This window comes from Streptomyces pseudogriseolus (assembly GCA_002154585.1).
Classification (GTDB): Bacteria; Actinomycetota; Actinomycetes; order Streptomycetales; family Streptomycetaceae; genus Streptomyces; species Streptomyces pseudogriseolus.
Map to the genome: position 1 here is coordinate 1 of MUNG01000029.1, position 12,634 is coordinate 12,634.

Annotated in this window: 10 protein-coding genes; 1 reads left to right on the forward strand and 9 read right to left on the reverse strand. The window is 69.5% G+C overall.

The genetic code is table 11. The annotated features are described in order from the left end of the window. The coding region (locus CCN29_RS04265; RefSeq protein WP_442538232.1) for a hypothetical protein at nt 1–364 on the forward strand (364 nt) is incomplete at its 5' end. Nucleotides 365–1,066: 702 nt separating this feature from the next. Here CCN29_RS04265 and CCN29_RS04270 read toward each other — a convergent pair. The 9 genes from CCN29_RS04270 to CCN29_RS04310 form a co-directional block, all read right to left on the reverse strand. Beyond that, nucleotides 1,067–1,666 carry a hypothetical protein gene (locus CCN29_RS04270; RefSeq protein WP_086680107.1) on the reverse strand — a complete coding sequence of 200 codons (600 nt, stop codon included), beginning with the start codon at nt 1,664–1,666 and terminating at the stop codon, nt 1,067–1,069. A 286-nt stretch (nt 1,667–1,952) separates the two neighbouring features. Beyond that, on the reverse strand, nt 1,953–2,273 hold the full coding sequence (locus CCN29_RS04275) for a hypothetical protein (RefSeq protein ID WP_086680109.1): 321 nt from the start codon (nt 2,271–2,273) through the stop codon (nt 1,953–1,955). A gap of 71 nt (nt 2,274–2,344) precedes the next feature. Next, nucleotides 2,345–2,770 (reverse strand): hypothetical protein, encoded by a 426-nt coding sequence (locus CCN29_RS04280; protein ID WP_086680111.1) that lies wholly within the window; start codon nt 2,768–2,770, stop codon nt 2,345–2,347. 110 nt (nt 2,771–2,880) lie between these two features. Next, the gene (locus tag CCN29_RS04285) at nt 2,881–3,261 is read right to left on the reverse strand and encodes a hypothetical protein (protein ID WP_086680113.1); all 381 of its coding nucleotides are present in this window, start codon (nt 3,259–3,261) and stop codon (nt 2,881–2,883) included. A gap of 13 nt (nt 3,262–3,274) precedes the next feature. Next, entirely contained in the window at nt 3,275–6,532 is a 3,258-nt protein-coding gene (locus tag CCN29_RS04290; RefSeq protein WP_086680115.1) for a hypothetical protein, read from the reverse strand. A 45-nt stretch (nt 6,533–6,577) separates the two neighbouring features. Then, on the reverse strand, nt 6,578–7,792 hold the full coding sequence (locus tag CCN29_RS04295) for a hypothetical protein (protein WP_086680118.1): 1,215 nt from the start codon (nt 7,790–7,792) through the stop codon (nt 6,578–6,580). A gap of 3 nt (nt 7,793–7,795) precedes the next feature. Further along, nucleotides 7,796–8,767: a hypothetical protein gene (locus CCN29_RS04300; protein ID WP_086680120.1), complete on the reverse strand. Its 972-nt coding sequence runs from the start codon at nt 8,765–8,767 to the stop codon at nt 7,796–7,798. Between the two features lie 77 nt (nt 8,768–8,844). Then, nucleotides 8,845–9,783: a hypothetical protein gene (locus CCN29_RS04305; RefSeq protein ID WP_086680122.1), complete on the reverse strand. Its 939-nt coding sequence runs from the start codon at nt 9,781–9,783 to the stop codon at nt 8,845–8,847. Next, nucleotides 9,770–12,607 carry a hypothetical protein gene (locus CCN29_RS04310; RefSeq protein ID WP_143661275.1) on the reverse strand — a complete coding sequence of 946 codons (2,838 nt, stop codon included), beginning with the start codon at nt 12,605–12,607 and terminating at the stop codon, nt 9,770–9,772. Before CCN29_RS04310 ends, CCN29_RS04305 begins: the two co-directional genes overlap by 14 nt. Between the last annotated feature and the right edge of the window lie 27 nt (nt 12,608–12,634).

A 12,634-nucleotide genomic window follows, 5' to 3' on the forward strand; every position in this document is an offset into this window, starting at 1 on the left:
CATGGTTCGGGGCGCCGCCGCTCAGCCGAAGCGCGCGGCGGCGCCCCGAACCATGACCAGCACCGAGCGGGCCCGCCACCGGCTGGAGCGCGAGGTGGAGTTCCAAGCACAGATGCTCGGCATGCCAACGCTGGAGTTCGTGGCGGACCTCCTGCCCGCGAACGCCACGAGCGTGGAGGACATCCCCGGCAACTTCAAGCTGCAGACCTTCATCATCGAGAACCGCCCTGCTGTGATCGGGGCCCTCATCGCTGCGAACATGCACCGCCAGGCGGAGGAGTACACCGCGCTGGGGCAGCGTGCGCCCGCGCCGAACATTGAGAGCATCATCAACAGCGCGCTGAGCGCTCAGTCGAGCCTCTGACGTGTTGTGACGTGCCTACGGGCGTGCGGACGTTCACCGGCCCCATGAGCGTGCGCCCGCCCAATCCTCGACGTCACGTCACGTTACGTCGCCCATCGCGGGCGGAGGATGCATCGCACCTTCCCAGGGCGCACCCTCCCGGGGTTCGCCTCCGGGGGTTCGCCTCCGGGGGTTCGCCTCCCGGGGGTTCGCCTCCCGGGGGTTCGCCTCCCGGGGGTTCGCCTCTGAGGGTTCGCCTCCCGGGGTTCGCCTCTGAGGGTTCGCCTCTGAGGGTTCGCCTCCCGGGGTTCGCCCTGCGATCGGTCCCCGACAGGCGTACGCCTGCGCGACGGCCAGCGTGCTGTTCCCCCGGGGAACACCCCTGCCGCCCTGCGGCCGAGGCGTACCGCTATCTGACCTGCAAGAAGGCGGCGAACCCCGCCAAGGCGAACCCGAACCCGCACGCCCACAGGGCGAACCCCCGGAGGCGAACCCGCCCGAGGGCGAACCCCGCCAAGGCGAACCCGATCGAGGCGAACCCGGAAGGCGAACCCCTCGGCCGAAGGCGAACCCCCCGGGGGCGAACCCGTGCGCCTCAAGAGCCGCAGGCGTGGCCCCTCAGCAAGGCGAACCCCGCGGCCGCCCAGCACTCCGCACGCCCGCATGAACGCCAGAGGGCGCACCCCTCAGGGGTACGCCCTCAACGCCGTGAGTCGCCGCGGCTCAGTCGCCGTCGCCGTTCTTCTTCGTCCGTGCCGCTCGCCTCGCCGCCTTGCGCGCACGCGCCTCCTCAGCGGCCCGCTCCTGGTCGGCCTGCTGCTCCTCCCGCAGCAGTTCAAGAAACCGCTCAGGGTGCTCGTCAGCCAGCCGGCGCCGTGCCCGCCCCCGCGGGTTGGGGTCCGGGAGGAAGTACCCTCGGCGAGCCGCTTCACCGGCCAGCACCAGGTGCAGGAACTGAGCCTCCCGCTCCGCCCGGGAACGGAACTGCCCGATGCGGTCGAGATACGCCGACCGACTCTCGTCCTCAGGGGCGTACAGATACTTGTCCGGCTCCCGGATCAGACCCGGCAGGAGACGCTGCGCCTTGCGCGCCAGCTCCGGTGAGCGGATCGCACGCGCCTGGAGCTCGTAGTCCTCACCGCGGGATGCCGGCGGCCGGGCGCCAGCCGCCACGAACGCCGCCAGCGTCTCGGCGAACTCCGCGCCGGTCATCGAGCGGTACAGCTCGATCTGCTCGGCGACGTCGACCGGATCGGGTTCAGCAGGGCGGGGCGGCCGTGGCTCGTCACCGGCAGGTGCGGGTGTGTGCTGCGATGCCGCCATGCAGGCTGGCCCTCCAGGGTGACGTACGTCCGGGCAGTGCCAGACGGAAAGACTGCTGAGCAAGCGAGGTGACCGCGCCCCCCGTGTGCCGGATCGTCCCGGGAGCGATCAGTCCCCGGCCCCTGGGCCCTCGCGGGCGCAGTGGGCTTGGCGCTCTCCCCCGCGGCCGCTCCCGGCCCCACCAGAATGGGCCCGGAACCGCGAGGTGCTGCCTGCGACGGTGGGCGACGGCCACCTCTACGCGGATGATACCTGCGCGCCTTCAACGGGCCGCACAGCTACATCGCTATCCGGTCGGACGTGCCTTGCTGCTCGTCGCGGCCTCCAGCGCCGGAGCGACCTTCGACGGCTTCCAGACCAGGTCATAGGTCGTCTGGGAGGCGGCGACGACGGCCACGATCGTGCTGAGCGTGGGTACGCCATGCCCGAACGCGTCCAGGCCGCCGGTGGACGCCACGGTGGCGACGCCGCCCAGAACCGCGGCCACCACAGCCACGACCCGCTTGTATCGCGCGGACCACTTGGGCTTCTGAACGATCGCCGTCAGCGGCGGAAGGAACGCGCCGACCGTGCTACCGGCGACGATGGAATCGAGTGTGCTGCTCATGAGGCCTTCCCTTGAACGGAACGGGTGGGAACGCCTCGGACCATGCCGCCGGGCCGGCGCTTGCGTCCCGGTCAGCGCCCATGGTCCGCCAGGTCGTCGGCGATCTCCGCAGGGGCGTCCGGCGCAGGAGCCTTGTGCATGGTGAGCAGCTCGCGCAGGTGCTGGATGTACTCCACGGCGGCCGCCTTCCAGCGTCGCCACTGCCGCTGTTCCTCCTGCAGATGCTCGACCTTGCGCTCCAACTCCTGCTGCTTGGCCTCGAGATTGGTGACGCGGGACATCGTCTGTTCGTTCGCGTGACGCTGCTGTTCCAGCAGGGTCGTGAAGCCCTCGGTGACCGTCTTCATGGAGGAGACGAACGTCTGCCCCTCGGCGATCTCAGCGTCGCTCTTGGTCTTCTTGCTGTGCTGCCGGTACACCATCCAGCCGCCCCCGAGCACGCCGAGCATGCCGAAGAAGGGGGTGAGGACAGGCGCCAGAGAGGTGAGCCACTCCATGGTGCGCCTCCTCGGTCGACGGTGGTCAGATGGGTGCGCGGGAGCCGGAACCCCCGAGGTATGGAGGTTCACGGCTCCCCGCAGCCCGAACGCTGCACGACGGCCGGTGCTTACGTCTGCGGCTGCGCCGCGTCGGGGCTGACGCCGGAGACGGCGTTCCAGCCCGTGCGGATCGCGTCGAGGATCTGCTCGTCGCTGATGGCCGCGGCCATGCTCACGGAGTCCGTCGCGCCGCCTGCAGCGGCGGCGGCCGCGGCCATGAGGATCGGGGGCGAGGCGACGATGCCGACCATCATCTGCCCGGCCTGCGCCTCGGTCGGGCTGAGCACGGTCTTCGCCAAGTTCCAGCGCATCGGGTAGCCGGGGGTGTCCGGCGACTCGGCGAAGACCTCCTGTGCGACCACAGCGATGGCCATGCGGACGCGGGGAAGTAAAGACGGCTCGCAGGCCAGGGCGCAGATGTCGGCCAGCGGAAGCGGAAGAGTGGGCACGGTGGGGCCCTCCTTACTTGGTGTAGGTCACGCGCAACTTGGGCGGGTTGGTCTGGCCGTAGCCGCGCGCGCGGCCGTAGTAGATGAGGCCGGAGGTGTTTGGGTCCAGGGCAATGCCGCGCCACCGCGAGGAGTCGAAGACGCTGGTGATGTCCACCCACGTGCCGGCGTTCTTCGCCCAGCCGATCGTGCGGTACTCGGCGTCACAGGAGAACGTCGATGGGCGTGAGGCGTGGTTGTGCGCCTTGATCACGGCGCGGCCGCCGTCGTTGTAGTACCAGTGGTCGAAATACAGGTAGACCTCCGCTTTGCGGATGGTCGCCCCGGACAGGTCGGTGGACAGGGTGGGCGAGAAGCCGATGAGGCTGGCCTGCATCCCGTTGGTGGAGCTGTAGTAGCCCTGGTAACAGGAGTTACCGAAGTTCGAGTTGTAGGAGCCGCGGTTGCTGTACGACCCGGACCAGGTCGCCGAGTATGTCTTGGTGTACTGCACGATGGGCGGGGCGGAGGAGCCGCCGCCGCTGTTGTGCACGCCCGTCTCCGGGAGCTCCGGGCCGACGTCCTCGATCATGAAGAAGTTGCGCCGGCCCGCGGCGAGCAGGCCCAGCTCGAACGTCTGCCCCGCCGACCCTTCCCGGTTGCAGAACGACAGCAGGAACCGGTGGAAGCCCGCGCCCAGCACCCTGGCCGGGGCGACGAACTCCAGCTCCACCGTCCAGTAGTCGCCGGGCGAGGGGTGGATGACCATGTGGTGCAGCATCGGCGAGTTGATCGTGGGTGACGAGGCTCCGCCGTCCCGAAGGAGCAACTGCGCCCACCCGTTGTAGGCGTTGTCGTAGTCCGCGACGGCCTGGAACTTAAACCGGTACATTCGCCCGGCCTCGATGGTGGCCGGGAGCTCGAAGTAGCCGATCTCGGTACCTGTGCTGGTGACGGTCGCGGTCGGGTATCCGTAGGCGATGATGCCGCGCGGCCGCTGGTCGAGGATGACGCCGAGGTCGTCGCCGCCGAGGGTCAGGCCCTCGGCAATCGCAAGGGACTGAAAACCGGCCTTGCCCGCCTGGTCGACGGTGGCAACCGGCACCCCGGCCGCCGACAGCGTCAGGTAGTTGGGGCGGCCGGTGACCAGCGCTACGGCTTCCTCCCCGGCCGAGTCGAAGAGCTGGAGACCCTGCGGGCTGAGCTCCGCGCGGCCGCCCGCGCTGCCGGACGCCATGACGATGCGGCATGAGACGTTGTCGACCCGGACCGTGCCCGCCGTGCTGCTGTTGGTGGCCGCGGTGATCCGGACCTGAGCGGTGTTCGCCGGAGCGGCGAGCGCCGGCACCCCGCTGAGCGTGGTCCAGGCGCCGAGGGTGGTGCCGTCGGTGGCCGTGGTGAGCTCACTGTTCCCCAGGACCGTCCCGGACGCGTCCTGCCACTGAGCGGACAGCGACACGGATGCGCCCGCCCAGTCCGAAGACGCGAGGTAGTCGAAGGCGAGCCACACCTTCGTGCCAGGCACGGCCGGCTGCGCTCCCAGGACCAGGGCCCGGGACGTCGCGGTGGCCGCTGTGGCGGTCACCTGGAGCGCCTTCGCTGTGCCGTTGCCGGGCGTCACGATCGACCAGTTCGCCTGTCCGGCGACCCGCTGCGCGGACACGTCCCCCTCGAACGATGGGTCGGCGATGATGTTGCCGTCCGTGCCGACGCCGAGCTGGGCCGGGCCCACCCCTCCGGCGATCAGCTTCGCCGCGGTCACCGCGCCGTTGGCGATGTTCACCGAGTTCACCACGCCGGTCTCGACGGCCTCGATGGTGACCATGTCGACCTCGGCCGTGCCGGTGCCGACCTGGTAGTTCAGGTAGAGCACCGGGGAGATGTAACGGGCGGAGGCGTGCAGCATGCCGGGGTCCGTGGGCTGCGGCCGCGCGCCGTTGGTGCCGTTCGTCCCAGCCGGGGCGTAACCCTTGAGGTAGCCGGTCACGCGCTGCCAGCCGCCGCCGGCGGTCAGCGGCATACTCGACGCGCCGACGTAGTGCGCCGACGTTGTGGCCGCGGCGCCGTTGCTGCTCACGAGTGTGCTGCGGTCCGCGGCGATCCCGACGACGCCGAGGTAGAAGCGCTGATGAGCGGTGTCGGCGCCCGCGACGGTCTGCCGCACGGTGGCGGAGATCCGGTAGGTGATGTTCGGGTCGAACGGGATGAGGAAGTCCGGCCGCCACAGGCCGGACACCGACCCGACGGCGCGCATCACGGTCCCCCCGGACTGCGCGTCGGGGACGCTGACCGTAGTCAGGTTCGTCGCTTCGCCCGCCGTGGCGACGGAGTTGCCTCCGATCTTCCACAACGCCGCGTTCTCCCCGGCGTCGTAGAACCGCTGCCCGAGCATCCCGGTGAGCCCGACGGTGAGGCGGTCCGCGGTCAGGGATCCGGCTTTGATGTGGGTGGCGTCGATGACACCGGCGAGGATCTTGCTGGCCGTCACGGAGTTCGAGGCGAGCTTCTCGGCAGTCACGGCCAGGGCGTCGAGCTTGGCGGTGGTGATGGCCAGAGATGCGATCTTCTCGGCGGTCACGGCCAGGGCGTCGAGCTTCGCGGTGGTGACCGCCCCGGCGAGGATTTTCGATGCGGTGACCGCTTCGTCCGCCAGGGCCGTGGAGTTCACCGCGCCGAGGGCGATCTTCGCGGCCGTCACCGCGTCCTCGGCGAGCTTGACCTCGCTGATGATCCCGTTGATGAGGTCCTGCTCGACCGCCTGCCGCGGGGTGCCCGCCACGGCTGCCGACGGCGTCCCGGTCAGGCCCGCTGCGGTGAGGGCGACCAGGCGCACCCAGCGCTCGCTGTAGCCCTCCAGGGCGATCGTCGTGGTGCCGCCGGTGACGTCCGCCATGGTCGCGGCCAGCGAAGTGAGGTCCGGGGTGAAGTCCGCGGCCGCGCCGACGTGGACCTGGATGGCGGCGAAGTCGCTGGGCGGCGTGTAGGAGTCGTCCCACTGCCCATCCCAGGTGACGACCAGCCCGGCCAGGACACTGGCCACGAGCGGCACGGTGGGCGTGGGCGGGGTGACGGCGGCCGCCGGCTCGGGTACGAGTGCGATACCGCCGTCCGGCTGCACACCCACCGTCCCGGCGAGCTCGCCTTCCTCGGTGTAGATGTCGAGGGTGCCGCCCTCGATGGACGTGAAAGCCGCCTTGGAGGTGCGTTCAAGCGCCTGGAGCCGCCGCTCGTAGTCCGCCAGTAGGGCCGCGAAGCGCTGGGCGTCCGACTGGGTGTCCAGGAAGTTGACCATGGCGGGCGATGGTCGCCCCCGCCCGGGGTTAGTGTCGCGGGCTGGTCACTGCTGGAAGTTGTCCGTGCGCCTCAGGGAAAGGGTGATCCGCCCGTCGGCGCTGATTTCGTCGGCCATGATGCGGTGCCAGATGTCGAGGTCGCCGACCCACGGCACATGCACCTGCACGCGGATGTCGTCTCCGAGCTGCCAGGACCCGAAGCGGGCGTTGGGGTGGTCGATGATCTGGATGGCGGGGATCTGCAGCTCACCCGAGCGGCCGGCCAGCGCCCTCATGCCGCGGCCGCGCAGCGCCGAGCTTGAGGCGTAGCGCTTCTCCGTCACCGTCACCACGCGCCGCAGGCGGGCGCCGACGCGGGAGCCGTGGTTGTGGACGTGGGCGCGTTTCATCTTCCGGCCCTCGCCCCGGCCCAGGACGATCGCCTCGTTGGCGAAGTCCTCGCCCATGCCCTCGGGTCTGGCGATGGCGATGATGTTCTCCCCCTGGGCGAAGCGCAGGGTGTTGCGCTTGCGGCCCAGGCGGGGGGTGCCCAGGCGCAGCCGGTGCGTGATCTCGTTGCTGGAGGAGTTCGCCCACGCGTGGGTCTCCATCCAGTCGAATCCGTACTGGTTGACCAGGGTGGTGAGGGTCTGCCCGCAGTCGGGGGCGTCCCACCATGCGAGCTCCCATGGGTCGCTGCCGTCGGCCGCGCCGAGGAGTTCGCCCTTGTTGTGGGTGTCCACGATCAGGCCGAGGTCTCCGCGGGGCTGGCTCTGCACGTGCGCCCAGATGTGCCGGTACATGGCGAAGACGTCGACTCTGGGGCCGCCGTAGGGCTTCGGCGGCGGCGGGACCTTCTCCTTGCCCTTCTTGCCGTCGACCCAGCCGTCGTGGTTTTTATCCTTGCCGGCGTACGGGTCTTTCGGGGTGATCTTCCGGCCGGAGATGACGTAGCCCTCGTACGGGATGCCGTGCGGGTAGGAGGAGAAGCCCTCGCAGTTGACCGTGGCTTGCTGCCCGTCGAAGAAGGTCTTGGTGACCAGGCCGCCCCAGCGGATCACCCCGTCGATCTCCAGGTACAGCTTGGTGCCCCAGTCCCGCAGGATGGGGTCGCCGGTCGGGCCGATCATCCGCGCGTACTCGGGTTCGATCTTGCCGACCATCGAGCCCGGAGCGGACAACTCCCGCTTCGGGTTCGAGGACAGGGTGAGCGGCACCTGCCAGTCGAGGATGGCGTCGGTGAGGGCGTCCTGGGCGATGAACCTCCAGCCGGTGGGCATCTGTCACAGCTCCTCGGAGTCAGGCTTCTCCACGAACTCCACGTCGGCGATGATCGACGTGCCCGCGTCGACGTGCAGGTCGCCCGTCTCCGCCCTGGACATGTACGTCTGGAGCGACAGCCGTTGCGTGGTGCCCCGCATCGTCGAGGGGACCGCGTAGTTGTCGGCCAGGACGATCGTGGAGCGGCGTGTGCCGGTGCCCTGGTCGTCGTCGATGACGGTGTCCTGCCCGAGCAGCGACCCGAATTTGGTCTGCATGTGCGCGAACACGTTGTCGCGCGTCATGCGCAGCCCCGCGAGCGTGATCATGATTTTCACGCGGGTTGCCCACTCGGGCACGTCGATGTCCCAGTTGGCGATGCCAGGCCAGTTCCGCCACTGGTTGTCCTGGTAGGCCAGCGTCGAGGTGGTGTCGGGGAACATCGTGTAGAGGACCCGGTCGCGGCGGGAGATGACCATGCTCCGCAGGTCCTTGATCATCGACTGCGTGACGGAGGACGTGCCAGGCGGAAGCGTGACGCGCGCCAGGGTGATCGCCGAGTCGTTCGGCCGGACCTGCCTCACGTCGGTGGTCGTGCTGGGCACGCCGGGGATCACCCGCGTGAAGATGTACGGGCCCACCGCCGGATCGGACGGCAGCGGCCACGTCTCACCGTACGAGTACGGGTTTTCCACCCGCGCCACGATCAGGTCCGTACGGGCCGAGGAGCCGGTGCCCGCGATGTTCACGGTGTCCGCGCTGGGCAGCCGGCCCGCGTACGCCTGGTACGTCGCCCCAGTGGCCCGGTTGAGGATGGCGCACGCACCCGGCCGCACCTGCACCTGGGCGGCCGGCGAGGTCAGCGCCCGCACCGCCAGGTCCGCGGAGCCGATGACGCCCTGGCCGCCGCCGAACGCCGCGTAGGCCAGGAGCCGAGCGACCTCAGATGAGTGCTCCGCCGACCCCTCGGTGAACCACGGCACGGTATCCCACATGATGCTCTCCTCCACTGCTGCTCTCTGGAGCGCGGAGGATCGCGGGCCGGCCCGGCTTGTGTCGCGTCCTGACCCGCCTACATGTACCCGTAGGCGTCACGCCACGCGACGGTCATGTACGAGGTGGCGGTCACGTCCGTGCCGCGCAGCACAAAGTCCTGCCGGCCGGGCGGGATCAGCAGATCCTCCAGCAGCGGCGAGCCGCGCGTGATCAGACCGGCCACGCTGGCGCTTCCCCGCTTCACGGTGCGCACCCACGGCCGTGGGTCGATGACGACCCGCTCGCCCGCCTTGAGGGACAGGTTCAGCTTCAGCTTCCAGCGGCCCACCAGCTCGCACGTCGGATGCGCGATCGGCCCGACGATGGTGATGACCGGCCACGAGGGGCGGTTACCGGCGACGACGATCTCGCCGGGCGTCCGCACGGCGCCCTCGCCGACCATCATCAGCGGTGCTGTGAGGGGCCCCTTGATGCCGCGGTGCGGCGGCGGCGCCATGTCCACGCGGATTCTCTGCTCGACCTCGGAGAAGCTGCCGGTGTGGGATGCGGAGAACGATGCGACCATCGGCGTGTAGCCCTGCCTGGTCAGCTTGGACGCGGCCTTTTCGCACTTGCGGGGCCGCCCGTACCAGCGTCGTTCGCGGCCGCCCTGCATGGTCGACAGCACCGCGGGCGTAGCGGTGAGGTCGCGGACGGCCCGGGCGTCCCAGGCCTGTTTGATCCGCGACACCGCGTCCAGGTTCGCGCCGTGCCGCTCCCGGAGGACGGGGCTGGCGTCCACGGTGTCGACGCCGATCTCGAAGGTGAGGGTCGCGCCGGTGGTGAAGTCCTGCCCGTGGCGCAGCCCGTCCTCCCGCGGCAGGGGGGTGTCGCCGTCGGTGATGTCCTGGTCTTTGATCTCGACGTCATCGAGCAGGTAGTACCGCGACTTCCACGTGCCGAAGATGAAACTGGCGCCGGGGTGGACGCCGTTCGCGCTGTACGACAGCCGCCACTCGCCCTCATTCAGAGGCATAGGCACCTCCCAGTCGGATCCGGCGCAGCTCGAACATGGCGTCGCCCAGGGCCTGGCTCGGCGACATCGGTGCGCTCGTCATGGTCAGGTTCAGGTCGCCGCCGACCAGGGCGCCGGCGGCCCGTCCGGCGGCGGTGCGGGGCATGGTCGCGGCGCGGGCGTTCGACGTGGAGCGGGCGAGGTTCACGGCGCCGTTGGCGAAGGCCTGCATGCCCTGGCCGGGGTAGACGACCATGCCGCCGAAGATCCGGGCGACCTCGTCCAGGATCGCCTTGGACCGCTTCCGCTTGGCCTTGGCCAAAGGCAGGTAAGCCTCGCCCTGAGTCTCCGGCTCATTCCATATGCGTATTTCGCCCGGTTTGCCGATTTGGGCGATGTGCCGCTCGGCGCCCGCCGCGAACGCCCGGATACGGCTCGCGGCCGCGCGGATCCCGCCCTCGGCGTAGTGGACGATCCCACCGTCGGCGTGCGTACGGACCACCGACGGCTTACCAGACTCGTTGTACTGCACGGTGACGTGGACGGTCTTGCCGGTCAGGCCGTTGATGGCCCGCTGGATGGTCTGCACATTGCCGAGCGGCGTCTCGGTCGGCGCGGTGATCCGCACCCTCTTGCCGTCCGTGCCGTCCACAGTCTTGATCTTGTAGCCGAGGTCTTCCAGCGCCTTCTGCGCCACCGCGGTGGGCGCTGTGACCGTGATCGACTTCTTGTCCTTCATCCCGGCAACCTGCTGCTGGATGCCCTTAAGCTCGCCTGTGGCCTTCTGGATGACCGCGTGGATCGTGACGTTCTTCTTGTCCGGCGTGTTGGCGATGTCCGTCATCAGCGCTTGCAGGTTCGCGCGGGGCCCGCCCGTCGGGGCGGTCACCAGGACGTTCTTACTGCCGGGGACGCGCTGGATGGAGAACCCGAGCGACTGCAGCTCGGTAATCGCGCCCCGGGTCGGCGCCTTCACCAGGACGCTCACACCGTCCGGGAGGCCTTCCAGCTTGCTCCGCAGCTCCAGCACGTCCGCGGTGCCCTCCCGCAGCCCGTCCGTGGTGACCACCATGGAAAGCTCATCGGGGACCAGACCCATCTGGTTCGCCAGCGCCTCCGCCTGATCCTTCGGGATGTTCAGGGCCTCGGCGAGCGCGATGGCCTTCTCCCGGGCGTCCGTTGCCGCGTCCCGGCTGATGTTCATGGCCTCCGCCATGCTGATCAGCTCGTTGTCCGCGGCCTCACGGGCGCTCGTGGACACCTGCAGCATGCCGTCCCGCAACTCCTGGAGCTGCTGGTTGAGCATCTGGCCGTTCTTCGTGGACGTGTCGACCAGCTTGTCCGCACCTACGAGGGACTTGCCCCAGCCCTCGGCCTTGTCGATGTTCCCGCCCATGGTGTCGTCGACCGTGAGCATCGTCTGGTTGAGACGGGCGGTCGCCTCGTGAATCGACATCGTGTTGCCCTTGAGGGCATCCAGCGCGGACCGGAGCGCCTGCACACGCTCGTCGGACGTCTTCGCCTTGTCGTTGAAGGCTTGCACGGCGCCCTGGAGCTGCCGATAGGAACCCGACCCAGTGTCCCCGGTCTCCGTGATCGCGTCGGCCAACTCCTTGTGCCGCTTCTGCCCCTCCTCCAACTCGCCCTTCACCGTGCTGAGGGCGCCCTTCGCGCGAATCGCGGCGAGGCCCTCGTCGTCCCAGGCTTGGGCGGCGCCCTGCGCGGTGGTGATCCATATCTTGTGAGCGTCGGCCGTCTCCTGGAGGTTCTTCTGAAGCTCACCCAGGGTGGTGCCCTGCCCGAGGTAGGCGCTCGTCAGCTCGGACAGGCTGACACCCGCCTCGCGCATCATGTCGACCAACCTGCCCTTGCCATCGGCCAGCTCCGTGTCCTGCAAAAGCTGCGCCGCCTGCGCGCGCACGTTGGCGTCGATCTCGCCATTGGAGTCGGCCAGGGCGTCCGCGAGGGCCTTCACCCGCTCCTTGTGCGCCTGAGCGGCGCGCGCGGCCTTCTCCTGGCTGCTGGCGAGCAGACCGAGCCCGACAGTGACACCGATGATCGCCAGACCAAGCGGCCCGCCGAGGGCGGCGGTCATACCGCCAAGCACCCTCACCGCGGCGCCGTTCGCCGCGGCGACACCGCGCAGAGCTCCCCGCAGCCGACCACCCTGCGCGGCGGCGCCTGCATAGGCCGCGCCGATCCGCTGCCAGCCGGTGGCCTGCGGACCCAGCACACCAGGGCCGAGCTGCCCGCGGAGCGTGGAGCCCATGCCGAGCATGTGACCGCCGGCCGCGCCGATGGCCACGCCGAAGCGCTGCACGATGCTCGTGATGCCGCTGAGGATCTTGAGCGCGAGCAGCGTGCCCAGCAGCGTCGCCAGGAGCGTGTTCACGAACGGCAGCTTGTCCGTCAGCCAGTTGAAGGCATTCAGCAGGCCCGAGAAAGCGACCAGCAGAACGCCCAGACCACTGCCCGCGGCCGCCAGATTCCCGATCGCGGTCGCCAAATTGGAAACCAGGCTGATCAGCGCGGGACCGATGTTGTGGCCGATGCCGTCGAAGAAGGCGCCAAGCGCGGGCATCAGCTCGGTGCGTATCTGCCGGATCAGGTCCCGGATTCCGGAGTCGGTCGAGGCCCGGCCCAAGCCGCGTACGAAATCACCGACGAGCATGTTCAATTCGTGGAACGTGGGCGCAGCGTCGTTGAACCAGTCCTCCATGACCTTCCGGCCCGGCTTGCTGTTGGCCCACCGGTCGAACCGGATCATCGTGCCTTCGAAGCCGTCCAGGAGTTGATTCCCGACGTCCATACCGGCCTTGCCGACACCGCCGAAGCCCTTGAACATGCTGCGCATGGACCGGCCCAGCTGGGC

Coding starts and splice junctions, on each gene's coding strand:
- CCN29_RS04270 (WP_086680107.1), bottom strand. CDS start 1,666: ATGGCGGCATCGCAGCACACACCCGCACCTGCCGGTGACGAGCCACGG.
- CCN29_RS04275 (WP_086680109.1), bottom strand. CDS start 2,273: ATGAGCAGCACACTCGATTCCATCGTCGCCGGTAGCACGGTCGGCGCG.
- CCN29_RS04280 (WP_086680111.1), bottom strand. CDS start 2,770: ATGGAGTGGCTCACCTCTCTGGCGCCTGTCCTCACCCCCTTCTTCGGC.
- CCN29_RS04290 (WP_086680115.1), bottom strand. CDS start 6,532: ATGGTCAACTTCCTGGACACCCAGTCGGACGCCCAGCGCTTCGCGGCC.
- CCN29_RS04295 (WP_086680118.1), bottom strand. CDS start 7,792: ATGCCCACCGGCTGGAGGTTCATCGCCCAGGACGCCCTCACCGACGCC.
- CCN29_RS04300 (WP_086680120.1), bottom strand. CDS start 8,767: ATGTGGGATACCGTGCCGTGGTTCACCGAGGGGTCGGCGGAGCACTCA.
- CCN29_RS04305 (WP_086680122.1), bottom strand. CDS start 9,783: ATGCCTCTGAATGAGGGCGAGTGGCGGCTGTCGTACAGCGCGAACGGC.
- CCN29_RS04310 (WP_143661275.1), bottom strand. CDS start 12,607: ATGTTCAAGGGCTTCGGCGGTGTCGGCAAGGCCGGTATGGACGTCGGG.